Genomic DNA, 25,170 nt, shown 5'->3' on the forward strand with positions numbered 1-25,170 from the left:
CGTCAGTATCCTTCTGAATCTAAATCGGGACGAAAAGCGTCGGTGTCGAGCCGGTTGACCTCGGTCTCAAGGCCGCCATCCGGATGCAGGGTAAACCAGCGCCAGCCAGGCGCCACGGTGTCAATCGTAAAGCTGGTGCAGTGCGGTTTAAACTGGACGCAGGTTGACGGCGTCGCCAGCACGCGGCGGCCATGCCACTCCAGATCCAGCTCCTGATGAATATGACCACAGATCAGCGTCCGGGCTAACGGATAGCGCTGTAACACCGCATCAAGTTGATGAGAATTACGCAGGCTGTGCTGATCGAGCCAGGTACAGCCCGAGGCCAGCGGATGGTGATGCAGCAGGACCAGCGTATGGCGTTGCGGGAAGCGGGACAGCGCGTTGTCGAGCCACTCCAGCTGATAGTCGCTCAGCATCCCATGCGGGACACCGTAAACCTGGCTGTCGAGCAACACAATCTGCCACTGCTCACCCACCAGCACCTGCTTGTGGGCATTGATGTGTGCTGCCGCCAGCGTGTCGACCATCGCGGGCTGAAAGTCGTGATTACCGGGCAGCCAGACACAGGGGCGCGGTAAACGTGAGATACCCTCAGCGAAATGCTGATAGGCTTCGACAGAGTGATCCTGGGCGAGATCGCCGGTGGCGATGATCAGGTCATAGTCGCGCTGTTGCGCAATAATCGCATCCAGCACTGCGTCATAACTCGACCAGGTATTAACGCCAAGCAGCGATTCATGTTTTCCCGCGAACAGGTGAGTATCCGTGATTTGCAAAATCCTGATTTCGGAACCGTTCGCTGCAGGAAGAGTTAGCAGGCTATCCAAAGCGTTTCCTTCGTCTCCACGCCATTTATTGCATTATACGCATCAGCAGACCGGAACTGCCATTGCGCCATGCGCCAGGCAGTAGCGCAGCCAGTCTGCAAGAAACTGGTTTATCTGATGCTTTTCATCGCGCTGATGCAATTTTTTATTAGGATAATCATAACGCGCTTTGAAGCGATAGATCTGTTGAGTTGAACACACTTCGGCGACCATCGCATCGTGATAGAGCCGAACCGACATTGAGGGCAGGCTCCAGTAACTCACGGCAGGCGCGACCTGGCGGATCTCCACCAGCGTGGTGTAGCGCGTCGACTCCTGAATCGTCAGCTGATAACGGGCGCCACTCACCTGATAAATCACCGATTCGCCCGCCTCATCGTTGCGCGGCAGCAGGCGGCGTAACTGGGCGAAGTTGGTTTCGCAGAGCCGCATCATTTCGGGAAAGTCAGGGGTATAGCGCTGTTTCATTTTTGTATCCACTCTTCGCATAGTTTTTCATGGTGCAACGCCAGCCATTGCAGGGCGATGACAGACGCCGCATTGTCGATTATCCCCTCTTCCACCCAGCGATAAGCCTGTTCGCGGCTCACCACATGCACAAGAATATCCTCATTCTCTTCCTCCAGACCATGGCATCCCTCTGCCTGGCTGGCATCCACTTCCCCAACCAGCACCGACAGACGTTCGCTGGTGCCACCAGGGCTGGCCAGATAGCTAAGCACAGGCTTAACCCGGCCAACGTCTAAACCTGCTTCTTCAACGGCTTCACGGCGCGCAACCTGCTCAACCGATTCGCCGGGTTCAATAATGCCGGCGACCATCTCCAGCAGCCAGGGTGAAGCACTGCTGTCATAAGCCGGGATGCGGATCTGTTCAATCAGCACCACTTCATCGCGTAAGGGATCATAAGGTAGCAGCACGGCGGCATGTCCGCGCTCAAAAACTTCGCGCTGCACTTCTCCACTCATTTCGCCATTAAACTGACGGTGGCGGAAGTGGTAACGTTCGACGGAAAAAAAACCATCATAGACGGTTTCGCGTGCAATAATTTCTACATCGTTTTTTGTGAAAGTCACAGGGGATTTTTGTTCTTCCGGCATCATCGGGTTCCTTATACAGATTAGGGTGGAGCGAAAAAAGCCTGTCACCGTGCTCCATGTAAGTGGTTCTTTCTGAACTATTTACGTAAATTAGGGGGAGAAGGCACGTTCAGCCAACTTATCTCACAGTTGCCCTCTGCTAGAATCGGCGATAATTTTTTGGCTTACCCGGCAGCGCACCCACTGCAATTTGCTGCAACAAAAGGAATGCAAATGAAAAAACTGCTCCCATTTTTTATTGGGCTGAGCCTGGGCGGTTTCAGCTTCGCCAGCCAGGCCGAAGACCTGCTTCAGGTTTACCAGCAAGCGCGTCTGAGCAACCCGGATCTGCGCAGCGCCGCTGCCGATCGCGATTCTGCTTTTGAGAAAATCAACGAAGCGCGTAGCCCATTATTACCCCAGCTCGGCCTGGGCGCAGACTACACCTATAACAACGGCTATCGCGACAGTAGTGGTCTTCATTCCAACACGACCAGCGGCACACTGCAATTGACTCAGACTATTTTCGACATGTCGAAATGGCGGGCGCTGACCCTGCAGGAAAAAGCAGCCGGTATTCAGGATGTAACCTATCAGGTGGCGCAGCAGGATCTGATTCTGAACACCGCGACGGCCTACTTCAACGTACTGAAAGCGATTGATACGCTTTCTTACACCGAAGCGCAGAAACAGTCGATTTACCGCGAGCTGGATCAGACCACTCAGCGCTTTAACGTTGGCCTGGTTGCCATCACTGACGTACAGAACGCCCGCGCGCAATATGACAGCGTGCTGGCCAACGAAGTCACCGCGCGTAACAACCTTGATAATAACGTAGAAACGCTGCGTCAGATCACCGGCATGGATTACATGTCGCTGGCTTCGCTGAGTATCGATCGCTTCAGAACCGATAAGCCTGAAGCGGTCAGTGCGCTGCTTAAGCAGGCTGAAAGCCGTAACCTGTCGCTGCTCTCTGCACGTCTGAATCAGGATTTAGCCCGTGAGCAGATTCGCTCTGCAGAAACAGGTCATATGCCGACGCTGGATCTGACCGCTTCTACCGGCATGTCTAACAGCAAATATGGCGGCAGCCGTGCGAACCAGAGCACCGGTTCTACTGACTCGATTACCGGTTCAAATCAGGTTGGCCTGAGCTTCTCACTGCCACTTTACAGCGGCGGCAGTGTCACCTCTCAGGTGAAGCAGGCGCAGTACAGCTTCGTCAGCGCCAGCGAACAGCTGGAAAGCGCCCACCGCTCAGCGGTTCAGACGGTACGTTCATCGTTTAACAACGTGAATGCGTCTATCAGCAGCATCAACGCCTACAAACAGGCCGTCGTTTCTGCGCAAAGCTCTCTGGATGCGTCAGAAGCAGGTTATCAGGTGGGTACGCGTACTATCGTCGATGTGCTCGATGCGACGACCGTGCTCTACAACGCGAAGCAGCAACTCTCTGATGCACGTTATAGCTACCTGATTAACCAGCTGAATATCAGCTATGCGCTGGGTACGCTCAATGAGCAGAGCCTGCAGAAACTGAACAGTCAGCTGGGTAAAGCGATCCCGACGTCACCGGAAACCGTGGCACCGGAAAATGCCCAGCAGACCGCACGTGTGGATAGCGGTCCGGCGGCAACCGGCTCTTCTGAGGCAGCGCGTCCTGCAGCTCGCCACAGCAGCGGTAATCCTTTCGGTAATTAATCAGCGGGCGGGCTGCTTTGCGGCCCGCCTCTCTGTTGAACGTATAACTAAGTAAAGATCCCTGTTGTATCAGGCCTTCAGCTTCAATTTTACCCCCCCATCCCCTATTCTATGCGCTACCTTTGGGCACAGGATAATCATAATGAAACGCACAAAATCTATTCGCTATGCCGCTTTTCGTAAGAGCTGGCAGGCACGCCATTTAACGCCCGTTGCGATCGCCGTTTCGGCGGTATTTATGTTGGCTGGCTGTGAACAGAACGATGAAACGGTTTCGATGTACCAGAACGCCGATGACTGTTCGAAAGCCAATCCGGGCCAGAGTGCGCAATGTACTACCGCATTCAATGAGGCCAAAAAAGAGGCGGATCGCACCGCGCCAAAATATGCCACCCGTGAAGATTGTGTCGCTGAATTTGGCGAAAACCAGTGTCAGCAGACACCGGCTCAGGCAGGCGTGGGCACCACCAATGCGGAATCACAGCAGAGCGGCGGCAGCTTCTGGATGCCACTGATGGCGGGTTACATGATGGGCCGCATGATGGGTGGTGGTTCGGGCTTCGCACAGCAACCGCTGTTCTCGCCGAAAAATGCCCGCAGCCCGGCCAATGGTCAGTTTGTTGATGCATCGGGCCGTAACTACGGCGCTGCCACCTCTGGCAAAACCATGACCGTGCCGAAAACGGCGCTGGCACCAAAACCGGCGACCACGTCGACCATTACCCGTGGTGGCTTTGGTGAAACCGTTGCGAAGCAGAACAGCATGCAACGCAGCAGCGCCACCGGCACCGCCAGCCGCTCAATGGGAGGCTAACGCCCCGATGGAACGCATTGCCATTTCAGAGCGCCCGGGCTGGCGCGAAAAAGCCATCGAGTTCGGTTTTCGTTTTCACACCATGCATGGCGAGCCTTACTGGTGTGAAGATGCTTATTACCAGTTCACGCTGGCGCAAATTGAGCATCTGGAAGAGGTCACCGCTGAGTTGCATCAGATGTGCCTGCAGGTGGTGGAAAAAGTGGTCAACAGCGAAGCGCTGCTGACTAAATTCCGCATCCCTAAGCACACCTGGGATTTCGTGCGCGATTCATGGCATCAGCGTCAGCCATCGCTGTACTCTCGTCTGGATCTCGCCTGGGATGGCAAGGGTGATGTGAAGCTGCTGGAGAACAATGCTGATACGCCGACCTCGCTGTATGAAGCAGCATTTTTCCAGTGGCTCTGGCTGGAAGACCAGCTTAATGCCGGTCAGCTTCCCGCCCGCAGCGATCAGTTTAATAGCCTGCAGGAAAAGCTGATTGAACGCTTTGCCGCGTTAAATCAGCAGCACGGCTTTAACTGGCTGCATTTCGCCTGCTGCCGCGACACCGACGAAGATCGTGGCACCGTGCAGTATCTTCAGGATTGCGCCACCGAAGCGGGTCTGCCGAGTGAGTTTCTCTATATTGATGAGATTGGCCTGGGCGAAAAAGGTGAATTCACCGACGCTCATGATCAGGTGATGAGTAACCTGTTCAAGCTCTATCCGTGGGAATTCATGCTGCGTGAAATGTTCTCCACCAAGCTGGGTGATGCTGGCGTGCGCTGGCTGGAACCGGCATGGAAAAGCATAATCTCGAATAAGGCCCTGCTGCCGCTGCTGTGGGAGATGTTCCCGAATCACCCTAACCTGCTGCCCGCCTGGTTCGCGGAAGATGACGTGCCACACATGGAAAAATATGTGGTGAAGCCGCTGTTTTCACGTGAAGGGGCTAACATCCGCATCGTAGAGAATGGTCAGGAGATTGCCCGCGTTGATGGGCCGTATGGCGAAGAGGGAATGATCGTCCAGCAGTTCCATCCCCTGCCAAAATTTGGCGACAGCTATACGCTGATCGGTAGCTGGCTAATCGACGATCAACCAGCCGGGATCGGCCTGCGTGAAGATCGCGACCTGATCACTCAGGATCTTTCCCGTTTCTATCCGCACGCCTTTATCGGTTAACGCACCGTGTTAATAACAGGCCAGCTTCTGGCCTGTTTTCTCTCAGCTTCGTCCTAACCTACCTGAACCGATAACATGCTGATGGCACCCATCTCCATGCCATCAACCGGGATACTGATGGCGTCATCCGGCTGACGTGCGCCAAGCACATACAGCAGCGGCAGATAGTGCTCAGGCGTCGGGTTAGAGAGCGCCGCGCCAGGGTGATCCATAAAGTTGACCAGCGGATGAGAAGCCGCATCGCTCTGTACCGCCAGGTTATCGCGGACGAACTGTTCAAAACTGCTGGCCCACGGATAGACTTCGCTATTGCCATCCCAGCGCACTTTACGCAGGTTATGCACCACATTGCCGCTGGCGACAATCATTACGCCCTGATCGCGCAGTACAGCCAGTTTCTGACCCATCTCAAAGTGCCATGCCGCAGGTTTAGTGCCGTCAATACTGAGCTGTACCACCGGAATATCAGCATCCGGGTACATCTTAATCAGGACACCCCAGGAACCATGGTCCAGACCCCAATCCTGATCCAGCTTCACCTCTATGGGCGCTAACTGCTCTGCCAGCTGCCGAGCCAGTTCAGGCGATCCCGGTGCCGGATAGCGCGTATCAAATAACGCCTGCGGAAAACCACCAAAATCATGAATCGTCTTCGGCTGTGCCATTGCCGTCACGGCGGTGCCACGTGTATACCAGTGCGCCGAAACCGCAATGATAGCGCGTGGACGTGGCAGCGTGTCGCCTGCGTGACGCCACGCGGCGGTATAGCGGTTCTCTTCAAGGGCATTCATCGGGCTGCCGTGGCCTAAAAACAGGGCTGGCATGCGTAACTGGCTCATCCGTACTCTCCGGTATCCGGTGGTTTAATAGCCACTACGATACGCGCATTCGCCAGGTTATCACGCGGATAAGTATGATGATGATCACCAGGAAATTTGAATGAAATTTAACGTGGCAGAGGGCACAGGTATTCAGCAGAGAAGTGAGGAAAAGCGAGAATTCAGCCCGCGTCATGGCGGTACGACAGAAATGAAACAGGCCCTGATCGGGGCCTGTTTATCGCAGCAGAAGGATTAGCTGGCGTGGCGCGTTTCGTGTCCGCGACGCCAGGCGATCAGATCTTCAATAGTCACTACCGGCATGTTGTGCTGACGCGCAAACGTAATCGCTTCGGGCGCATGAGCCATGGTGCCGTCGTCGTTGGTCAGTTCACACAGCACACCCGCAGGCTTAAAGCCGGCCAGAGTCACTAAATCGATAGTCGCTTCAGTATGTCCGCCACGAGTTAATACGCCGCCTTCGCTGGCGCGCAACGGGAAGACATGACCAGGGCGATGCAGATCGGCAGGTTTAGCATCATCGGCAATTGCCGCACGAATGGTAGTGATGCGATCCTGCGCGGAGACGCCGGTGGTGACGCCTTCAGCCGCTTCAATGGTCACGGTGAAGCCGGTGCCAAAGGAGCTGGTGTTGTTTTCCACCATCATGGGCAGGTCAAGCTGCTGGCGACGCGCTTCGGTCAGGCAGAGGCAGACAATGCCGCTGCCGTGACGAATAGTCAGCGCCATCTGTTCAACAGTCATGGTTTCTGCGGCGAAGATCATATCGCCTTCGTTTTCACGATTTTCATCGTCGAGTACCATCACACCGCGTCCCTCACGCAGGGCGGCGATAGCACGTTCTACACGCTGTTCAGGCGTGCCAAATTCAGAAAGTAGCGTCTGATTCATGGTAATAAAAACCTTAAAATGTATGGGTTACCAGAATCAGGGCGTGCTTAGGAGTGACGTCAAAAAGACGTGGCAATAACGTGATGCAGACACAATTGTCCGACAGATGTCGTTACCCTCTCCCATCCGGACTGTAACCGTCGGCCCCGGAATTACACCGGATCTGCTGACCTTTACCTCTCTTTTCATCGAGATAAAGCGCTCGCGGGCTTTCAGCCGAAGCTGATTTACCGCCGGTGGGGAATTGCGCCCCGCCCTGAGAATAAGCCTTTCAACTATAACGCCGATCGTTTGAAGCGGCAATCATCAATAGCGCAATTGCTTTTGCATTTCCTGCGTTACCGATTTGAGGTTTATCCTTTTCATTTCTGGCATTACACTTAACACTTATTACGTTGGTAAACACGCTGACACAGCTCCCCGTAACCAGGAAATCATCATGATCGACACGAAAAAAATTGAACAACTTGCCCGTCAGGTTCACGAAGCGATGCCTAAAGGTGTTCGTGAGTTTGGTGATGATGTCGAAAAGAAAATTCGTCAGGTTCTTCAGGCGCAGCTGACCCGCATGGATCTGGTCAACCGTGAAGAGTTTGATGTGCAGACGCAGGTATTACTGCGTACGCGGGAGAAACTGGCGGCGCTGGAGCAGCGTCTGGCCCAGCTGGAAAGTCAGGGTTCATCAGCGGGTACGCCTCCGACGGCAACCGCACCGGCAACACCTGTTGCAGCAGCTACACCATCTGCTTCAGTAGCCACCTCACCTGCCGTTTCACCGCCACCGGTTGCCGATGTCGTGAAACCTGTTCCGGACAACAAGTCAGAATAAGCGGTAAGCGGGAGCCTGGCTCCCGCTTACCCTCTGCGTTAGCTGCCGCGAATGGTTTTGATGATGTTGGTGGTGGAGATACCATCCTCGAAGTTCAGCACCTGCACGTCGCCGCCATTTGCCCAGACCTCTTTGCTGCCTGCGATATCTTCCGGCTTGTAATCACCGCCTTTGACCAGCAGGTCAGGCAGAATGCCCGCAATCAGCCGCTGCGGCGTATCCTCTTCAAAAACAACCACCCAGTCGACCGCTTCCAGCGCGCCAAGCACGATCATCCGGTTTTCCTGCGGATTGACCGGACGGCTTTCACCTTTCAGGCGCTTAGTAGACGCATCGCTGTTCACCGCGACGATCAGTCGATCGCCGAGCTTGCGGGCATTGGCCAGATAAGAGACATGTCCCGCGTGCAGTATGTCGAACACGCCGTTAGTCATCACCACTTTTTCGCCACGACGGCGGGCCATCTCAACGGCGGCTTTTAACTGCGCTTCCGTCATGATGCCAAAACCCTGTTCCGGACGGGCATGAATCGCATTTTCCAGCTCAACGGTGCTGACGGTCGAGGTACCGAGTTTACCCACCACCACGCCCGCTGCCGCGTTGGCCAGGAAACAGGCTTCTTCCAGCGAGTCGCCCGCCGCCAGCGCAGCCGCCAGCACGCCAATCACCGTATCGCCGGCACCGGTCACGTCATAGACTTCCTGCGCCTGGGTTGGCAGATGCAGAGGTGCTTTGCCCGGCTGCAGCAGCGTCATACCGTTTTCGGAACGGGTCACCAGCAGCGCAGAGAGATCAAAATCCGCGATCAGCTGCGTCCCACGCGCCACGATCTCGTCTTCGGTTTTGCATTTGCCGACCACGGCTTCAAATTCAGAGAGGTTCGGCGTCAGCAGCGTTGCGCCACGGTAGCGCGCAAAATCAGTGCCTTTTGGGTCGATCAATACCGGCACGCCCGCTTCGCGCGCAAGGGTAATCATGGTCTGCACGCTGGAGAGCGCGCCTTTGGCATAATCGGACAGCACCAGCGCACCCGCAGCAGCCAGTGACTCACGCATCTTCTGGTGAATCGGCTCCGGATCGACCTGTTCAAAGCCCTCTTCAAAGTCGAGGCGGATAAGCTGCTGATTGCGGGAAAGCACGCGTAGTTTGGTAATGGTCGGATGGCTTTTGACCGCCACGAAGTCACAATGAACGTTGACGTCTTTCAGCGTGTTGCTCAACACGCGCGCCGCGTCATCTTCACCGGTCAGGCCGATTAGCCGGGACACGGCACCGAGTGCTGCAATGTTCATCGCGACGTTTGCCGCACCGCCAGGGCGCTCTTCAACCTGGTCCACTTTCACCACCGGAACCGGTGCTTCAGGGGAGATACGGCTGGTTGGGCCATACCAGTAACGATCCAACATTACATCGCCAACAACCAGCACTGAGGCTTGGCCGAACGCGGGCAGAGTCACTTTCATTCAAGACACTCCAGACTGCATTAAAAATAGTGCGCGGATGATAGCACAGTTGCGATTTGTGCTATCAGCATCACGCCAGGATAGACGCAGGTGCTATCAGCCAGCGCTGCCAGCTGTTCAGAACCGTCTGCCGCTCCGCTGCGTAAGCCTCTGGCTCAACGTGGCCAGGCAGCTCCTGCAGGGCGCGATTGTGCAGGGCGTCGCGCAGCGTGACATAAGCCTGCGTCAGCGCCTGCGCTTCATCGGCGGGCATTTTATAGTACTTCGCCATCAGCTCGAAAATGCGCACATTATCAGACCAGCGCGTCAGTTCATGCTGCTCAGCGGCGTAGCGTAAGACAAGATATTGGGCGATGAATTCAATATCGGTGATGCCACCCGCATCGGCTTTGATATCCCAGCGACCTTTATGTTTGTTGCTGAGGTGAGCGCGCATCTTTTCACGCATCTCACGCACTTCAGTTTGCAGCGCGTCTGCAGGACGTGGCAGCGACAGAATCGTCTGACGAATCGCGTTGAAACGATCACCCAGCGCTGCTTCGCCAAACACCACGCGCGCCCGGACCAGCGCCTGATGTTCCCATGTCCAGGCTTCACTGCGCTGATACTCTTCAAACGCCTCAAAGGTACTGACCAGCATCCCCGCCGCGCCGGAAGGACGCAGACGCGCGTCCACTTCGTAGAGAATGCCGGAGGCGGTGCGGGTACTGAAGAGATGCATAATGCGCTGAGCCAGGCGCAGATAGAACTGACGGCCATCGATGCTGCGCTCCCCATCGGTCACGGCGTCTGCCGGACAGTCATGCAGGAAGACTAAATCGAGATCGGAACTGTAACCCAGCTCCCAGCCACCCAGCTTGCCGTAGCCCAGCACCGCAAAACCGCGTTCATGTTCATTGCTCAGGTGAGAGGGATGACCATAGCGCTGCACCATCATGTTCCACGCCTGACGCACCACAGAGTCGATGATCGCTTCCGCCAGCCAGGTGAGATGATCGCTGACTTTCATCACCGGAAGCGTGCCCGCGATGTCAGCAGCAGCGATGCGCAGATGCTGCGCCTGCTTAAACTGCCGCACCGCTTCCAGCTGCTGCTCTTCATCTTCAGTGGGGATGCGTAGCAGATACTGCCGCAGCTCGTCACGATAGGCATCGGTGGCAGTCGGCTGATAGAGCGTAGCGGGATCGAGCAGTTCATCCAGCAACAGGGGGTGACGCGCCAGCTGGCTGGCCACCATCGGTGAGGCCGCACACAGGCGAATCAGGTGACGCAGGGCACCGTGATATTCGGTCAGCAGCTCCAGATAGGTGCTGCGGGTCAGCACACCGAGCAACAAAGGCGTCAGACGGCTCAGCGTGATAGCCGCATCTTCACGCGGGCAGACTTCGCTCAGCAGACGCGGCATCAGCTGATCCAGCGCCTGACGGCCACGCGGGCCGATGGTGCGCCGGCTGATGTCCTGACGAAACGCCTCCAGCGTCTGATGCAGCGTCTGCCGCTGATCGTCACTGAGCTGCGGCACCAGCGGTGCCAGCTCGTTATCCTCCAGCTGGTCCTGCCACAGCACCTGAAACTCCGCCAGCTCACGCTGATCGCCAATCTCAGGCGTATCTTCCCCAATCAGCTCGTCAAAGATTGTCCGTACTGCTGCCATCTGAGCATCGAGTTGGGTCATCAGCGCAGGCCAGTCGGCACAATTCATCGCCCACGCCAGTCGGGCGCGATGCAACTCATCCTCGGGCAGCGTCTGGGTCTGCTCGTCGCCAAGGCTTTGCAGTAGATTCTCCAGCCGCCGCAGAAACAGATAGGCGTCACGAAGCGCATCGACCTGTTCAGCAGGCAGCAGAGCCAGCGTTTTGATCGCCTCAAGCGTCGGCAGCAGCGAACGCAACTGAAGCGAGCGCTCACGCCCGCCGCGAATCAGCTGGAACACCTGCACGATAAACTCGGTTTCACGAATGCCGCCCGCGCCGAGTTTGATATTGTTTTTCAGCCCGCGTCGCCGTACCTCGCGGCTGATCATCCCTTTCATGTTACGCAGTGACTGGATCACGCTGAAGTCGATGTAGCGGCGATACACGAACGGCCGCAACATCTGCTGCAGCTCCAGGCTCCAGCGGTCGTGGTCATCGCCCATCAGGCGCGCCTTAACCATCGCGTAACGCTCCCAGTCACGTCCCTGTTCCTGATAGTAATCTTCCAGCGCGGCAAAGCTCATCACCAGCGGACCACTGTCGCCAAACGGCCGCAGTCGCATATCCACACGATAGACAAAGCCATCCATGGTAGGTTGATCCAGTACTTTGATCAGCCGCTGGCCCATACGGGTAAAGAACTGAGCATTATCGAGCTCACGCCGTCCGCCGCGCGTGGTGCCGTTTTCCGGCCAGGCAAAAATCAGGTCGATGTCAGACGAGAAATTGAGTTCGCCGCCACCCAGCTTGCCCATGCCCAGAATCAGCAGCGGCTGCGCGTCGCCGTCGGCATTACAGGGCGTACCAAAATCACGGCAGCAATCCTGATATACCCAGTCACGCGCACTGCTGATCAGCACCTCAGCTAAGACACTGAGCTGTTGCAGGCTCTGTTCGGTCATTGCCTGTTGCAGAGCCTGCATCCAGGCGATACGCACCAGCATACGGCGGCGAAACAGCCGCAGTTCGCGCATCAGGCTCGCTTCACTGTCGATGCCGCTGAGCACCTCGTTTAGCCATACAGCGTAGTGCTGCCACTCATCAGGCTGCGGCGGCTGGTCGAGCATCGTCTGCCACCAGTCGGGATGTTGTTGCAGGTTTTCCAGCACGAAATCACTGAAAGCCAGCCCGGTGGCCTGCTCCTGGCTGAGCGAAGCCAGCGGAACCCCAAGCTGTCGGGCGGCCTCTTCGGCCTGGTCGCGTAGCGACGCGGGAAGTGCTGCCAACATAATGCCCTCCTTGATGGCGGTACGAATTACCCGTTAGCGGCCAGCGCCGCTGGTGAGCCAGAATGGCTGCTGTTTCAGGGCCTGCGATGTCAGCCAGGCTAATCCGGATGATTGCTTTTCATGAATCGCTGACAGCAGTTGCTGCCACGGTTCCAGCCAGCTCATCACCGTTTCTGCAGGATAAGATCCGGCCAGCAGATGCACCGTAAGCAGCTGGCGCGCCAGACGAGTGGCTTTGTCCTGATATTCGTTGGGCTGTTTGACCGTGATGAAGGTTTCTCGCAGATCGGCATTGACGCGGCTCAGCATGATGTCGCTGAAGCGCTTAAACGAACCCTGCAGCTTGGCTTCTCCTTTGGCATCGATCCACTGACGCCACTGAGACTCAGCCAGCCAGTGGGTCAGCGCCAGTTGCGTTTCAACCGAGAGAGAAGACAAGCAGAACGTCGCCGCCTCCTGCTCTTCGTTTACCAGCGTCTCTTCCAGCGTGGTCAGTTGCTGACGCAGAGCACTGCTGGCTTTGCGTGGCACCAGCGCACCAAACAGGCTGAACGCCTGACGCAGCAGATCCAGCGCTTCACGCACCGCTTCCTGCGCCGCCGCGTTGCCGCGCAGCCAGACTTCTTCATGATATTGCCAGTGACGCAGGCCAGCCGACATTGCAGCGACCATGCCCTGCTCTACCGTGGCCTTGCCGCCTGCTTTCAGCAGCGGGAAGGCCTCAATCTGACGGGGCGGATTACCCTGCGCCAGCAGATAACCGCGGGCGGCTTTGCTCAGGCTGCCCATACGCAGGCCACCCAGTGCCGCCAGCTGCTGCGCAAAAGCCAGCAGGTCCTGGCGTTCGCCGCGCTTCAGCTCCAGTTCAATCTCGCAAAGCGGCTCACTGAACTCACCCGCCGTGACTTCACCCTGATCAAACGCCACTTCAATTTCACTGTCGCCTGTGGTGATCAGCCAGACTTCGCGCTGGAAATGGGTGGTGAACAACGGCTGTAAGCGCTGTTGCAACGCCGCGACATCGGTGCCCTTTGGCCAGATTTCTGCGGGCAGGCGGGCAATATCCAGCACCGGCTCGCTGAGTTCAACGTTGTATTCCGGACGCTGATGCAGCCCGCCGAGCGTCTGCCCCGCCGCTTTCAGCGTCATTTCATACCGCTGATTGACGCCACGGATACGTAATCCCATATCCCAGCGCCGAAGCTGGTTGTCGTCAGTTTCGAAGTAGATGTTGGTCAGCTCGCGAGCAGCCTGATGCTGATGCGGCAGAGTGGAGAGCAGTTCAGCCAGTTTCACGGCTGCCTGTGGAGTTGCAATGAACTTTAGTTCGATTTCGATGGTCATAATTTTTTATTCACTACGCCGCTGGCACTTAAGAGGGTTTTTCCTGCATATTTCAGGCAATTATCAGCAGGTTACTTACGCTGTCGCCTGGAGGGCAAGGGGTTATCAGGCGAAGATTAATGCACAGAAGCCGCGCTGTCTCTGCTTTCTTTGCTCTTTCGCAGACCTTTTCGCACTCTCATGAGACCAGGATAGTTCTCATTCAGATTTATGCGAGGCCTCTCCAGACTGTGCCGGTAAATTTTAGTCAGACTAAGCCAAACGAAATCGAATGAAAAAAATCACACTCGCTGGAATCACTTTGCTGGCCCTCAGCACCCTTGCACCAGCCCATGCCGACGAAAAACGCTATGTTTCTGATGAACTCTCAACCTGGGTACGCAGCGGGCCGGGCGATCAGTTTCGCCTGCTCGGTAAGCTGAACGCCGGGGAAGAGGTGCAGTTGTTACAGACCAACAATGACACCCATTATGGCCAGATCCGTGATTCGGAAGGCCGCACTACCTGGATCCCCCTGTCGCAGCTCAGCGCCAATCCGAGCCTGCGCACCCGGGTGCCGCAGCTTGAGCAGCAGGTGAAAGATCTGACAGCCAAGCTGGATAACATCGACAACAGCTGGAACCAGCGCACCGCTGAGATGCAGAACAAAGTCGCCAGCAGCGACGGCGTGATCAACGGGCTGAAAGGCGAGAACCAGAAGCTGAAAAATGAGCTGATCGTCGCCCAGAAGAAAGTCAGCGCCGCTAACGTTCAGCTGGATGACAAGCAGCGCACCATCATCATGCAGTGGTTTATGTATGGCGGCGGCGTGCTGGGTGTTGGCCTGCTGCTGGGACTCTTACTGCCGCACATGCTGCCGCGCCGTAAGAAAAGCGATCGCTGGATGAACTGACCCGCTTCTGTCGGGTTTGAGCAGGGGATCGCAGGATCCCCCTTTTGGCATGTCTGCAATCCGGGGAATCTGTGCAACAATAAAATGAGATGCACCGCTGATTTCAGGCGCGGAATATGCCCGGCGTGCAGGTCATTTCTTTTCTCTGGAGTTTTGCGTGAAGACGTTTCTTGTTGGCGGTGCGGTGCGTGATGCGCTGCTGAATCTGCCGGTTACAGACAAAGATTGGGTGGTAACAGGTTCCACGCCCGAAGCCATGCTTGAGCAGGGTTATCAACAGGTCGGTCGCGATTTTCCCGTTTTCCTGCATCCCGTCAGTCGCGAAGAGTATGCGCTGGCCCGGACCGAGCGGAAAAACGGGAAAGGCTACACCGGCTTTGTCACCTGGTCTGCGCCCGACGTGACGCTGGAGCAGGACTTACAGCGCCGCGATCTGACTATCAATGCCATCGCACAGGATGAAAACGGCGAGCGGGTTGATCCCTACAACGGCCAGCGTGATATTGCCCAGCGCCTGCTGCGTCACGTCTCGGAAGCCTTCAGTGAAGACCCGCTGCGGGTATTGCGCGTCGCGCGCTTTGCTGCACGTTTTGCCCATCTCAACTTTCGTATTGCCCCCGAAACCCAGCAGCTGATGCAGCAGATGGCCGAAAGCGGTGAGCTCTCGAATCTCACTGCCGAACGGGTGTGGAAAGAGACGGAAAAAGCGCTGAGTTCACGCAATCCGCAGGTCTATTTTCAGGTGCTGCGCGACTGCGGTGCGCTGCAGGTGCTGTTTCCTGAGCTGGATAATCTGTTTGGTATTCCTGCACCGATTAAATGGCACCCGGAGATCGACACCGGTGTGCATACGCTGATGACGCTGGCGATGGCCGCCGCGCTCTCCAGCGAGATCGATGTGCGCTTTGCTACGCTGTTTCATGACGTCGGTAAAGCGCTGACCCCCCCTGAGCTGTGGCCGAGCCACCACGGTCATGGCCGCGCAGGCGTTCCGCTGGTCGAGGCGCTGTGCCAGCGGCTGCGGGTGCCCAACGCAATTCGCGATCTGGCGCTGATTGTGACCGAATTTCACGACATTGTGCACACCATTGAGCGCCAATCTGCAGCATCACTGGTGGCGCTGTTTGACCGCATCGATGCCTGGCGTAAGCCGCAGCGCGTTGAGCAGATGGCGCTGACCAGCGAAGCGGATGCGCGCGGACGTGCCGGGCTGGAGAGTATGCCTTATCCGCAGGGCGACTATCTGCGTCGTGCTTTTGCGCTGGCACAGTCAGTGCCGACCAAAGCGGTTGTCGAAGCGGGATTCAAAGGGATGGAAGTGCGGGAAGAGATGACGCGACGACGCATTGCCGCCGTCGCGCAGGGTCTGGCGATCGGGCAGCCTGACTAGCAGGCTGCCACGGGGTTACATGAAGATCATGTAAACCGCTGCCGCCACGATAAAGCGGTAAATGGCGAACGAGACAAACGAGATGCGTTTGATCAGCTCAAGGAAGGCTTTAATCGCAATCAGCGCCACGATAAACGCGGTGACAAAGCCTACAGCGAACATCGGGAAGTCTGCCATGGTCAGGAAGCCGATGCTCTTGTACATGTCCAGTACGGTCGCACCCATCATCATTGGCACCGCCAGAATGAAGGAGAATTCTGACGCGGCATAGCGGCTCACACCCATCAGCATCCCGCCAGAGATGGTTGCACCGGAACGTGAGAAGCCTGGCCACAGCGCTAAGCACTGGAAGCAGCCAATCATGAAGGCCTGACGATAGGTAATATCATCGACGCCGACAGCTTTCGGCTGTTTAGGCTTAAGGTACTCTGCGGCCAGCAGCAGTACACCACCCACGACCAGCGCGTACATCACGTTGATCGGATTGAACAGCGTTTTGATCTGATCGTGCAGCACCAGACCCACTACCACAGCCGGAACCATACCCAGCAGGATGTGGATCAGCGACAGACGTCCGGTGCCGGTGCCTTCATGTTTGACTTCGCCAAAGTGAATGCCGATCAGGCCAAACAGACGGCGCCAGAACATCACTACTACAGCCAGAATCGATCCTAACTGGATCACAACTTCAAAGGTCTCGGCTTTTTCACCTTCAAAGCCCAGCAGGTGACCCACTATAATCATGTGCCCTGTGGAAGAGACCGGTAAAAATTCGGTCAGCCCTTCCACAACGCCCAGGATTGCAGCTACCCAAAGCTGATGAATATCTGCCATCAAATGTTCCCTCTATCCGTTTCAAAACCACTAAAAAGGCGGTAGCGCGTTGCTATCGCCTGAAATCATGCCGCAATTAGCCTGAATTAAACCTTAAGGTCCGCTCCGTTTCGCCTGCTGTAACGAAACGGTCCACGCTATGACAGACAGTAATTTGGTTTGGTTTCATTGTGATGGCAATCACATCGTATTTATTTAGGAATAGTCCCGCGCTCAATTCGTACGCCAACCTGCGCCGCCTGGGCTACAGCGCCCGGTTTGCTTACCTTTATGCGTACGCCAGGCGAATTGAAACGGTTCATCAACAGATCCGCGATTTCTTCAGCCACCCGCTCAACCAGGGCAAAACGCCCCCCGTTCAGATGGGTCAGAATCGCCGAGGAGACATCGGCATAGCTGAGACAATCATTCACATCGTCGCTGCTGGCCGCCAGACGGTTATCCCATGCCATTTCGACATCGAGCACCAGCTTCTGCTGTATACCCTGTTCCCAGTCGTAAACGCCAATGGTGGTGAACACCGTGAGTTGTTCTATAAATACGATATCCATGATGAGGGTCTCTGTTTTTGGCTAAGCCGGATACCACTTCCGGCGGATTATGCGTATTATCCACGGTTGATGAGATCAAAACGACCCTAAAGGGAACGGTACGGTGTTATGAGTGCTTTCGCGCTTGGTATGATTATTTTCGCGTATCTTTGCGGTTCGATTTCCAGTGCGATTCTGGTTTGCAAACTCGCTGGCCTGCCCGATCCCCGCACACACGGTTCCGGTAATCCGGGCGCCACCAACGTACTGCGTCTGGGCGGTAAAGCCGCAGCAGCCAGCGTATTAGTGTTTGATGTGCTGAAAGGGATGGTGCCGGTCTGGCTGGCTTATCTTATGCACGTGACGCCGCTCTATCTAGGCCTGACCGCCATTGCCGCCTGTCTCGGTCATATTTATCCGGTGTTCTTTCACTTCCGCGGTGGCAAAGGTGTGGCAACGGCCTTTGGCGCGATTGCGCCGATTGGCTGGGACTTAACCGGGCTGGTCACCGGCACGTGGCTGCTCACCGTTTTACTCAGCGGCTATTCCTCGCTGGGAGCGATTGTCAGTGCACTGATCGCGCCATTCTATGTCTGGTGGTTCAAACCGCAGTTTACCTTTCCGGTTTCCATGCTCTCCTGTCTGATCCTGCTGCGCCATCACGATAATATTCAGCGGCTGTGGCGCGGTCAGGAAGGCAAAATCTGGAAGCGCAAAAAGAAATCTCAGCCATAAAAAAAGCCGGCAAGCCGGCTTTTTTCACGTCAGATGGCGGGCAATTCCGCCAGTGGCCAGCGCGGTCGCACACTGACACTCAACTCGCCCCGCGTTCCGCCTTTTAACCGCACCATGCCCGCGTACGCGATCATCGCACCATTGTCGGTACAGAACTCCGGGCGGGCGTAAAACACTTCACCGCCGCGCTTTTGCATCATAATCGCCATCTGCTCGCGCAATGTGCGGTTAGCGCTGACGCCACCGGCAATGACCAGACGCTTAAAGCCGGTCTGATCCAGCGCGCGCTTACATTTGATCGACAGCGTATCCACCACGGCATCTTCAAAGGCACGGGCGATATCAGCACGGGTCTGCGCATCATCAGGATTAGCACGAATCGTATTAGCGGCAAAGGTTTTCAGGCCGGAGAAGCTGAAGTCCAGACCTGGACGATCGGTCATCGGCCGCGGGAAGGTGAAACGCCCCGCCGTGCCCTGCTGCGCCATCTTCGACAGCATCGGCCCGCCCGGATAATCCAGGCCGAGCAGCTTCGCCGTCTTATCAAAGGCTTCGCCCGCAGCATCATCGATCGATTCACCCAGCAATTCATATTCACCGACGCCGGTGACGCTGATCAACTGGGTATGTCCGCCGGACACCAGCAGTGCGACAAACGGAAATTCCGGTGGATTCACTTCCAGCATCGGTGCCAGCAGGTGGCCTTCCATATGATGAACCGGCACGGCAGGCACTTTCCACGCAAACGCCAGCGCGCGGCCAATGGTGGCGCCGACCAGCAGCGCACCGACCAGCCCGGGACCGGCAGTGTAAGCCACAGCGTCAATCTGTTGCGGCTCGAGCCCCGCCTCTTTCAGCGCCGCCTGAATCAGCGGCACGGTTTTACGCACGTGATCGCGTGAGGCCAGTTCCGGCACCACACCACCATAATCGGCATGCAGTTTTACCTGGCTGTAGAGTTGGTTTGCCAGTAATCCGGCCTCGTCATCATAGATTGCGATGCCGGTTTCATCGCACGACGTTTCAATACCCAGAATTCGCATTCATCACCTCATTCTTGCGGCGCGCAGTTTATCACAGCAATGTGATGTGCAGCGCGGGCATCCCGCGTAAAAAGTCATTTTCTGTCGGCTAAAGAGTGCGCTATACTCCCGCCCCTGGAAAAACCGGCAGCCGCACAGGCAAACGCTCCTGTTGGTTTCAAATTATGCATGGTGCTTTACAAACCAACATGAGTTGGAGTAAAATGCTGCACCATTTTGAAATGTGCTGGCGCCGCAGTCAGCAGCAAAACCGAATTTTATCGAGGTGAGAGTTACATGCCGGTAATTAAAGTACGTGAAAACGAGCCATTTGACGTAGCACTGCGTCGCTTCAAGCGTTCATGCGAGAAAGCAGGCGTTCTGGCTGAAGTTCGTCGTCGTGAGTTCTATGAAAAACCGACTACCGAACGTAAGCGCGCTAAAGCGTCAGCAGTTAAGCGTCACGCCAAGAAACTGGCTCGCGAAAACGCACGCCGCACTCGTCTGTACTAAGTCGTTCCGGAGGTCCGCCTCCACCGCGTGATTCACGCAGACAGAGTCAAGTAAAAGGCCGTGCTTTCCGAAAGGAAGCGCGGCTTGTTGCCGTTTATGAGCTGAAAATCTGGGGCGTATGGCTGGACGAATTCCACGCGTATTTATCAATGATTTACTTGCCCGCACGGATATCGTGGATCTTATCGATGCCCGCGTTAAGCTGAAAAAGCAGGGTAAGAATTTTCATGCGTGCTGTCCTTTCCATAATGAAAAAACGCCCTCTTTCACCGTAAACGGCGAAAAGCAGTTCTATCACTGTTTCGGCTGTGGTGCACATGGCAACGCTATCGACTTTTTAATGAACTTTGATCGTCTGGAGTTTGTTGAAAGTATTGAAGAGTTAGCCACTTCCCACGGTTTAGACGTGCCTTACGAAGCAGGCAGCGGGCCCAGCCAGATGGAACGCCATCAGCGCCAGAGCCTGTATCAGCTGATGGAGAACCTTAACGGTTTTTATCAGCAGGGTCTGCAGCAATCCAGTGCGCAGCCAGCACGCGATTATCTTGATCGTCGTGGTCTGAGCGCCGACATCATCAATCATTTCGCCATAGGTTACGCGCCAGCCGGCTGGGATAATGTTCTCAAGCGTTTTGGTAAGCAATCGGAAGATCGCGAATCGTTGATGGAAGCGGGCATGCTGGTCAGCAATGACAAAGGCCGTACCTATGACCGGTTTCGCGACCGCGTCATGTTTCCGATCCGCGATAAACGCGGACGCGTCATCGGTTTTGGTGGTCGCGTACTGGGTAACGATACGCCGAAGTATCTGAACTCACCGGAAACCCCTATTTTCCATAAAGGCCGCCAGCTTTATGGCCTTTATGAAGCCGTTAAGAACCATCCTGAACCCGCCCGCCTGTTAGTGGTCGAGGGATACATGGACGTGGTTGCGCTGGCGCAGTACGGCATCGATTATGCTGTTGCGTCGTTAGGCACCTCCACCACGGCTGAACACATTCAGTTGCTGTTTCGCAGTACCGACACCGTGATCTGCTGTTACGACGGCGACAGGGCGGGTCGTGAAGCAGCATGGCGTGCGCTTGAGACCGCATTGCCTTACATGAATGATGGTCGTCAGCTACGCTTTATGTTTTTACCCGATGGTGAAGACCCGGATACGCTGGTACGCAAAGAGGGTAAAGCCGCCTTTGAGGCGAGGATGGAGCAGGCGATGCCGCTCTCTTCGTTTTTGTTTGATAGCCTGCTGCCGCAGGTTGATCTGAGCTCACGCGACGGAAAAGCGCGTCTGAGCACGCTGGCTTTACCGCTGATTACGCAGATCCCTGGTGAGACCTTACGTATTTATATGCGTCAGGAGCTGGGGAACAAGCTCGGTATTCTTGATGACAATCAGCTTGAAAAGCTGATGCCAAAGCTGGCCGCAAGCGGAACGGCGCCGGTTGCGCCACCGCTGAAACGGACCACCATGCGCGTGCTGATCGCCCTGCTGATTCAGAACCCGCAGCTGGCGACCCTGGTGCCTTCGCTTGATGGGCTGTCTGAGTCAAAAATGCCGGGTTTACCGCTATTTATTGAGTTAGTGGGTCGTTGTACTGAGAATCCTGGATTGACCACCGGACAGCTACTAGAGTTATATCGCGGAACAAATTTTAGTCAGACGCTTGAAACGCTGGCGATCTGGAACCACATGATAGTAGATGAAGAAGCCGAAGCGGTGTTTCAGGACTCGCTGGCCAGCATCTATGATTCTGCTCTTGAAGAGCGCCTGGAATTTTTAATTGCGCGTGAACGCACCCAGGGACTGAGCGCCGATGAGCGCCGCGAACTCTGGACACTCAGTCAGGCGTTTGCCAGAAAATAATTAGCACGCTGCCCGTTCTGACGAAGGGCGGCGTGGTTGTTTTAAGGCCGGGAGCGTTAAGCCAGGCCGTCAGCACAGGAATTAAAAGCCAGGCGTCGAAGCCAGTCTGGTTACCGCCAGCGCACAACTCTCGCAGCGTACTGAAGTACGTGAGGAGAGCGAGCACTGCCGGGAAGCAGAATGGCGAGTAAGCCAGGCCTGCACCACCAAAAATTTATACAAGCGGCTTAAGTGCCGATTACTGTTGGGCAAAGCCCACGCCGCGACGAAGGCAGCGGCAAGAATTAAACGCCTTCACTGCTATTGTTGGCGCGCTGCCGACCGACACCAATCTAATTTAACAGAAGTGTGGATACCGTCTTATGGAGCAAAACCCGCAGTCACAGCTCAAGCTTCTTGTCACCCGTGGTAAGGAGCAAGGCTATCTGACCTATGCTGAGGTCAATGACCATCTGCCGGAAGATATCGTCGACTCAGATCAGATCGAAGACATCATCCAGATGATTAACGACATGGGTATTCAGGTGGTTGAAGAAGCCCCGGATGCCGACGATCTGATGCTGAATGAAAACAGCTCCGATACTGACGAAGATGCCGCGGAAGCTGCCGCTCAGGTGTTATCCAGCGTTGAATCTGAAATCGGGCGCACCACTGACCCGGTTCGCATGTATATGCGTGAAATGGGTACCGTTGAACTGCTGACGCGTGAAGGCGAAATCGACATCGCCAAGCGTATTGAAGACGGTATCAACCAAGTTCAGTGTTCTGTAGCCGAATACCCTGAAGCGATTACTTATCTTCTGGATCAATACGACAAAGTTGAAGCAGGTGAATCACGCCTTTCCGATCTGATCACGGGTTTCGTCGATCCTAACGCAGAAGAAGATCTGGCCCCGACGGCAACGCACGTGGGTTCTGAACTTTCTGAAGCCGATCGTAACGACGACGATGAAGAAGATGAAGAGGATGATGACAGCTCCGACGACGATAACTCTATCGACCCGGAACTGGCACGCGAGAAGTTTTCTGACCTGCGTAAGCAGTATGAAACCACCCGCGACGTGATTAAAAGCAAAGGTCGCAGTCATGCTGCTGCCGTTGCCGAAATCCAGAACCTCTCCGACGTCTTCAAGCAGTTCCGCCTGGTACCGAAGCAGTTCGATTACCTGGTAGGCAGCATGCGCACCATGATGGAACGTGTCCGTACCCAGGAACGTCTGATCATGAAGCTCTGTATTGAGCTGTGCAAAATGCCAAAGAAAAACTTCATCACGCTGTTTACCGGTAATGAAACTAATGAAAGCTGGTTCAAAGCCGCACTGGCAATGAACAAGCCGTGGTCTGAGAAGCTGCTGGAAGTGCAGGATGACGTGATGCGTTCCCTGCAGAAACTGGCACAGGTTGAAGAAGAGACCGGCCTGACCATTGAGCAGGTTAAAGACATTAACCGTCGCATGTCGATCGGTGAAGCTAAGGCCCGTCGCGCCAAGAAAGAGATGGTGGAAGCGAACCTGCGTCTGGTTATTTCGATTGCCAAGAAATATACCAACCGCGGTCTGCAGTTCCTCGACCTGATTCAGGAAGGTAATATCGGCCTGATGAAAGCGGTAGATAAGTTTGAATATCGCCGTGGTTACAAGTTCTCGACCTATGCGACCTGGTGGATCCGTCAGGCTATCACCCGCTCTATCGCTGACCAGGCGCGTACCATCCGTATTCCGGTGCATATGATTGAGACCATCAACAAGCTCAACCGTATTTCGCGCCAGATGCTGCAGGAGATGGGCCGTGAACCGACGCCGGAAGAGCTGGCTGAGCGTATGCTGATGCCGGAAGATAAAATCCGCAAAGTGCTGAAAATCGCTAAAGAGCCGATCTCAATGGAGACGCCGATTGGTGATGATGAAGATTCACATCTGGGCGATTTTATCGAAGACACCACGCTGGAGCTGCCGCTGGATTCTGCTACCTCAGAGAGCCTGCGTTCTGCTACCCACGACGTGCTGGCTGGCCTGACCGCGCGTGAAGCGAAAGTACTGCGCATGCGTTTCGGTATTGATATGAACACGGACCATACGCTGGAAGAAGTGGGCAAACAGTTTGACGTTACGCGTGAACGTATTCGTCAGATTGAAGCGAAAGCCCTGCGTAAACTGCGCCATCCGAGCCGTTCGGAAGTGCTGCGTAGCTTCCTCGACGATTAAGTCTGACAAAAACCCCGGTTCGCCGGGGTTTTTTATGCCTGCCTGTTAGCGCCTCTCCCCTGCCCTTCGCAGATTCAGTTGCTCTCCGGATGCAGCTCCAGCCAGAGCTGACGATACGCCTCCACCATTTCGTCCAGTGATGCACGATTCAGACCACTGGGATTGGGCAACACCCACACCTGCGTCTTTCCCATACAGATCGGCTGTTTCCCCCATTCGACTTTGCTCTGCTTAAAGGCGCGACGAAACGCATCTTTACCCAGAATCGCCAGCGCGGCGGGCTGATAATTCAGTACCTTCTGCATCAGGCGTTCGCCGCCGTCCCGCAGCTCATCAGGTGCTAACTCATTCGCCTGCACCGTGGGCCGCTCGACCAGCATCGTGATGCCGCAGCCGGTTTCCGTCAGGCGCTGTTCTTCCTCGGGTTTCAGCTGTTCACGGGTAAATCCCGCCAGATGGATTACCTTCCAGAAGCGATTACCGGGATGTGCAAAGTGGAACCCCTGATGGGCCGTTGACTGGCCAGGGTTAATGCCGCAGAACAGCACATCAAGACCGGAACTGATGATGTCGCGGATAGCGTGTTCACTCATGCTGCGACCTCCAGCGTGCGCTGCTTCAGCGCGGCTCGACTGCGTTGCAGCAGCAGGCTGGCCTGTTCCGCATCCGGACAGGCTCGCGCCAGCGCCAGCGCGCCAATCATCTCTGCCATCATGCTTGAAGCCAGCGTATCCGCATCCGTCCACCCCAGCTCACTCAGCAACTGCGTCAGACTGGCATGCATCGTACTGAAGCCCTGGGCGAAGATCTGTCGCGTCGGTTGGGGAAGATGCGCCATTTCGCTCACCAGCGCTGCCAGCGGACAGCCCTGCGCCGGTGCATTGCGATGCGCCTCGGATAAATAGCTATCAATAAAGTCTGCCAGCTGCTGCGCTGGCTGGGTCACGGACTGAGCGGGCTTAAAGATATCGGCTTCAGCGAACATATGCTTCAGCACCTCCTCAACCAGCTCCTCACGTGACGCAAAATGCGCATAAAAACCGCCGTGTGTCAGCCCTACCCGCTTCATCAGCGCCGCTACACCGATTCCTTCGGTGCCGGTTTCACGCATGACACGCGCCGCCTCATCAAGGATACGCTGCCGCGTCTGTGCTTTGCTGCTCTGCTTCTCCATCTTATTTCCTTTGGTTTCTGCCCGGTAGCTTCTGGCTATTATAGTAATTATTACGGTCATCATATTCCAGCTTGACGGCTGATATGATGAACGTCATATTTATAGTCATTATGACGTTCATCATATGAGGA

General features: G+C 55.7%; 23 protein-coding genes and 1 riboswitch. Of the genes, 10 read left to right on the forward strand and 13 right to left on the reverse strand.

The window, feature by feature from the left end:
- Positions 1-2: 2 nt before the first annotated feature.
- Genes cpdA through nudF form a run of 3 tightly spaced genes read right to left on the reverse strand, consistent with a single transcriptional unit; the run spans position 3 to position 1,930 of the window.
- Positions 3-830, reverse strand: coding sequence for a 3',5'-cyclic-AMP phosphodiesterase (gene cpdA / locus QSK07_RS08830; protein WP_098052347.1), 828 nt, complete (start codon positions 828-830; stop codon positions 3-5).
- A gap of 42 nt (positions 831-872) precedes the next feature.
- On the reverse strand, positions 873-1,298 hold the full coding sequence (locus QSK07_RS08835) for a DUF1249 family protein (protein WP_008925735.1): 426 nt from the start codon (positions 1,296-1,298) through the stop codon (positions 873-875).
- Complete coding sequence (gene nudF / locus QSK07_RS08840) at positions 1,295-1,930, reverse strand: ADP-ribose diphosphatase (RefSeq protein ID WP_098053129.1); 636 nt, start codon at positions 1,928-1,930, stop codon at positions 1,295-1,297. The genes QSK07_RS08835 and nudF overlap by 4 nt, the downstream gene beginning before the upstream one ends.
- A 213-nt stretch (positions 1,931-2,143) precedes the next feature.
- On the opposite strand from nudF, the gene tolC reads away from it, so the two are divergent.
- The 3 genes from tolC to QSK07_RS08855 all read left to right on the forward strand — a co-directional run bounded on the left by tolC (position 2,144) and on the right by QSK07_RS08855 (position 5,592).
- Positions 2,144-3,610, forward strand: a complete 1,467-nt coding sequence (gene tolC / locus QSK07_RS08845) for an outer membrane channel protein TolC (protein ID WP_098052346.1) — start codon at positions 2,144-2,146, stop codon at positions 3,608-3,610.
- A gap of 142 nt (positions 3,611-3,752) precedes the next feature.
- Positions 3,753-4,424, forward strand: a complete 672-nt coding sequence (locus QSK07_RS08850; RefSeq protein WP_285721391.1) for a DUF1190 family protein — start codon at positions 3,753-3,755, stop codon at positions 4,422-4,424.
- 7 nt (positions 4,425-4,431) lie between these two features.
- Positions 4,432-5,592, forward strand: a complete 1,161-nt coding sequence (locus tag QSK07_RS08855) for a glutathionylspermidine synthase family protein (RefSeq protein WP_285721392.1) — start codon at positions 4,432-4,434, stop codon at positions 5,590-5,592.
- 53 nt (positions 5,593-5,645) lie between these two features.
- Here the strand turns inward: QSK07_RS08855 and ygiD are convergent, their stop codons facing one another.
- On the reverse strand, positions 5,646-6,431 hold the full coding sequence (gene ygiD / locus QSK07_RS08860; RefSeq protein ID WP_285721393.1) for a 4,5-DOPA-extradiol-dioxygenase: 786 nt from the start codon (positions 6,429-6,431) through the stop codon (positions 5,646-5,648).
- Positions 6,432-6,665: 234 nt separating this feature from the next.
- Positions 6,666-7,322 (reverse strand): 3,4-dihydroxy-2-butanone-4-phosphate synthase, encoded by a 657-nt coding sequence (gene ribB, locus QSK07_RS08865; RefSeq protein WP_013359061.1) that lies wholly within the window; start codon positions 7,320-7,322, stop codon positions 6,666-6,668.
- Between the two features lie 110 nt (positions 7,323-7,432).
- Positions 7,433-7,590, reverse strand: a riboswitch (FMN riboswitch).
- Positions 7,591-7,761: 171 nt separating this feature from the next.
- Here ribB and ubiK point away from each other — a divergent pair.
- The gene (gene ubiK, locus QSK07_RS08870) at positions 7,762-8,151 is read left to right on the forward strand and encodes a ubiquinone biosynthesis accessory factor UbiK (RefSeq protein WP_095706653.1); all 390 of its coding nucleotides are present in this window, start codon (positions 7,762-7,764) and stop codon (positions 8,149-8,151) included.
- Between the two features lie 38 nt (positions 8,152-8,189).
- Here ubiK and hldE read toward each other — a convergent pair whose 3' ends face one another.
- The 3 genes from hldE to QSK07_RS08885 form a co-directional block, all read right to left on the reverse strand.
- On the reverse strand, positions 8,190-9,614 hold the full coding sequence (gene hldE / locus QSK07_RS08875; RefSeq protein WP_285721394.1) for a bifunctional D-glycero-beta-D-manno-heptose-7-phosphate kinase/D-glycero-beta-D-manno-heptose 1-phosphate adenylyltransferase HldE: 1,425 nt from the start codon (positions 9,612-9,614) through the stop codon (positions 8,190-8,192).
- Positions 9,615-9,684: 70 nt separating this feature from the next.
- A complete protein-coding gene (glnE, locus tag QSK07_RS08880; RefSeq protein ID WP_285721395.1) occupies positions 9,685-12,537 on the reverse strand; it encodes a bifunctional [glutamate--ammonia ligase]-adenylyl-L-tyrosine phosphorylase/[glutamate--ammonia-ligase] adenylyltransferase in 2,853 nt (950 codons plus the stop codon).
- A 33-nt stretch (positions 12,538-12,570) separates the two neighbouring features.
- Positions 12,571-13,881 (reverse strand): CYTH domain-containing protein, encoded by a 1,311-nt coding sequence (locus QSK07_RS08885; protein ID WP_285721396.1) that lies wholly within the window; start codon positions 13,879-13,881, stop codon positions 12,571-12,573.
- A 271-nt stretch (positions 13,882-14,152) separates the two neighbouring features.
- Here QSK07_RS08885 and QSK07_RS08890 point away from each other — a divergent pair, with 271 nt between their 5' ends.
- Positions 14,153-14,773 (forward strand): TIGR04211 family SH3 domain-containing protein, encoded by a 621-nt coding sequence (locus tag QSK07_RS08890; protein ID WP_285721397.1) that lies wholly within the window; start codon positions 14,153-14,155, stop codon positions 14,771-14,773.
- Between the two features lie 157 nt (positions 14,774-14,930).
- The gene (locus QSK07_RS08895) at positions 14,931-16,163 is read left to right on the forward strand and encodes a multifunctional CCA addition/repair protein (protein WP_285721398.1); all 1,233 of its coding nucleotides are present in this window, start codon (positions 14,931-14,933) and stop codon (positions 16,161-16,163) included.
- Positions 16,164-16,178: 15 nt separating this feature from the next.
- Here QSK07_RS08895 and bacA read toward each other — a convergent pair whose 3' ends face one another.
- Together bacA and folB are read right to left on the reverse strand one after the other, a co-directional pair.
- Entirely contained in the window at positions 16,179-16,997 is an 819-nt protein-coding gene (gene bacA, locus QSK07_RS08900) for an undecaprenyl-diphosphate phosphatase (protein WP_098052337.1), read from the reverse strand.
- Between the two features lie 191 nt (positions 16,998-17,188).
- The gene (folB, locus tag QSK07_RS08905) at positions 17,189-17,548 is read right to left on the reverse strand and encodes a bifunctional dihydroneopterin aldolase/7,8-dihydroneopterin epimerase (RefSeq protein WP_033733928.1); all 360 of its coding nucleotides are present in this window, start codon (positions 17,546-17,548) and stop codon (positions 17,189-17,191) included.
- Positions 17,549-17,656: 108 nt separating this feature from the next.
- Between folB and plsY the strand changes: the two genes are divergently transcribed.
- A complete protein-coding gene (gene plsY / locus QSK07_RS08910; protein WP_098052336.1) occupies positions 17,657-18,262 on the forward strand; it encodes a glycerol-3-phosphate 1-O-acyltransferase PlsY in 606 nt (201 codons plus the stop codon).
- A 29-nt stretch (positions 18,263-18,291) separates the two neighbouring features.
- Here plsY and tsaD read toward each other — a convergent pair whose 3' ends face one another.
- Entirely contained in the window at positions 18,292-19,305 is a 1,014-nt protein-coding gene (tsaD, locus tag QSK07_RS08915) for a tRNA (adenosine(37)-N6)-threonylcarbamoyltransferase complex transferase subunit TsaD (protein ID WP_275221549.1), read from the reverse strand.
- A 276-nt stretch (positions 19,306-19,581) separates the two neighbouring features.
- On the opposite strand from tsaD, the gene rpsU reads away from it, so the two are divergent.
- The 3 genes from rpsU to rpoD all read left to right on the forward strand — a co-directional run bounded on the left by rpsU (position 19,582) and on the right by rpoD (position 23,865).
- Entirely contained in the window at positions 19,582-19,797 is a 216-nt protein-coding gene (gene rpsU / locus QSK07_RS08920) for a 30S ribosomal protein S21 (RefSeq protein WP_001144069.1), read from the forward strand.
- Positions 19,798-19,915: 118 nt separating this feature from the next.
- The gene (dnaG, locus tag QSK07_RS08925; RefSeq protein WP_098052334.1) at positions 19,916-21,661 is read left to right on the forward strand and encodes a DNA primase; all 1,746 of its coding nucleotides are present in this window, start codon (positions 19,916-19,918) and stop codon (positions 21,659-21,661) included.
- A gap of 362 nt (positions 21,662-22,023) precedes the next feature.
- On the forward strand, positions 22,024-23,865 hold the full coding sequence (gene rpoD, locus QSK07_RS08930; RefSeq protein WP_013359071.1) for an RNA polymerase sigma factor RpoD: 1,842 nt from the start codon (positions 22,024-22,026) through the stop codon (positions 23,863-23,865).
- A gap of 74 nt (positions 23,866-23,939) precedes the next feature.
- Here rpoD and mug read toward each other — a convergent pair whose 3' ends face one another.
- Positions 23,940-24,458, reverse strand: coding sequence for a G/U mismatch-specific DNA glycosylase (mug, locus tag QSK07_RS08935; RefSeq protein WP_285721399.1), 519 nt, complete (start codon positions 24,456-24,458; stop codon positions 23,940-23,942).
- Positions 24,455-25,039: a TetR/AcrR family transcriptional regulator gene (locus tag QSK07_RS08940; protein WP_285721400.1), complete on the reverse strand. Its 585-nt coding sequence runs from the start codon at positions 25,037-25,039 to the stop codon at positions 24,455-24,457. Before QSK07_RS08940 ends, mug begins: the two co-directional genes overlap by 4 nt.
- Between the last annotated feature and the right edge of the window lie 131 nt (positions 25,040-25,170).

It is taken from the genome of Pantoea sp. QMID4 (assembly GCF_030270445.1).
Lineage (GTDB): Bacteria > Pseudomonadota > Gammaproteobacteria > Enterobacterales > Enterobacteriaceae > Pantoea > Pantoea vagans.

Coding starts and splice junctions, on each gene's coding strand:
- tsaD (WP_275221549.1), bottom strand. CDS start 19,305: ATGCGAATTCTGGGTATTGAAACGTCGTGCGATGAAACCGGCATCGCA.
- plsY (WP_098052336.1), top strand. CDS start 17,657: ATGAGTGCTTTCGCGCTTGGTATGATTATTTTCGCGTATCTTTGCGGT.
- nudF (WP_098053129.1), bottom strand. CDS start 1,930: ATGCCGGAAGAACAAAAATCCCCTGTGACTTTCACAAAAAACGATGTA.
- hldE (WP_285721394.1), bottom strand. CDS start 9,614: ATGAAAGTGACTCTGCCCGCGTTCGGCCAAGCCTCAGTGCTGGTTGTT.
- QSK07_RS08885 (WP_285721396.1), bottom strand. CDS start 13,881: ATGACCATCGAAATCGAACTAAAGTTCATTGCAACTCCACAGGCAGCC.
- QSK07_RS08850 (WP_285721391.1), top strand. CDS start 3,753: ATGAAACGCACAAAATCTATTCGCTATGCCGCTTTTCGTAAGAGCTGG.
- folB (WP_033733928.1), bottom strand. CDS start 17,548: ATGGATATCGTATTTATAGAACAACTCACGGTGTTCACCACCATTGGC.
- QSK07_RS08890 (WP_285721397.1), top strand. CDS start 14,153: ATGAAAAAAATCACACTCGCTGGAATCACTTTGCTGGCCCTCAGCACC.
- mug (WP_285721399.1), bottom strand. CDS start 24,458: ATGAGTGAACACGCTATCCGCGACATCATCAGTTCCGGTCTTGATGTG.
- ubiK (WP_095706653.1), top strand. CDS start 7,762: ATGATCGACACGAAAAAAATTGAACAACTTGCCCGTCAGGTTCACGAA.
- bacA (WP_098052337.1), bottom strand. CDS start 16,997: ATGGCAGATATTCATCAGCTTTGGGTAGCTGCAATCCTGGGCGTTGTG.
- tolC (WP_098052346.1), top strand. CDS start 2,144: ATGAAAAAACTGCTCCCATTTTTTATTGGGCTGAGCCTGGGCGGTTTC.
- rpoD (WP_013359071.1), top strand. CDS start 22,024: ATGGAGCAAAACCCGCAGTCACAGCTCAAGCTTCTTGTCACCCGTGGT.
- QSK07_RS08855 (WP_285721392.1), top strand. CDS start 4,432: ATGGAACGCATTGCCATTTCAGAGCGCCCGGGCTGGCGCGAAAAAGCC.
- glnE (WP_285721395.1), bottom strand. CDS start 12,537: ATGTTGGCAGCACTTCCCGCGTCGCTACGCGACCAGGCCGAAGAGGCC.
- dnaG (WP_098052334.1), top strand. CDS start 19,916: ATGGCTGGACGAATTCCACGCGTATTTATCAATGATTTACTTGCCCGC.
- QSK07_RS08940 (WP_285721400.1), bottom strand. CDS start 25,039: ATGGAGAAGCAGAGCAGCAAAGCACAGACGCGGCAGCGTATCCTTGAT.
- ygiD (WP_285721393.1), bottom strand. CDS start 6,431: ATGAGCCAGTTACGCATGCCAGCCCTGTTTTTAGGCCACGGCAGCCCG.
- QSK07_RS08835 (WP_008925735.1), bottom strand. CDS start 1,298: ATGAAACAGCGCTATACCCCTGACTTTCCCGAAATGATGCGGCTCTGC.
- ribB (WP_013359061.1), bottom strand. CDS start 7,322: ATGAATCAGACGCTACTTTCTGAATTTGGCACGCCTGAACAGCGTGTA.
- rpsU (WP_001144069.1), top strand. CDS start 19,582: ATGCCGGTAATTAAAGTACGTGAAAACGAGCCATTTGACGTAGCACTG.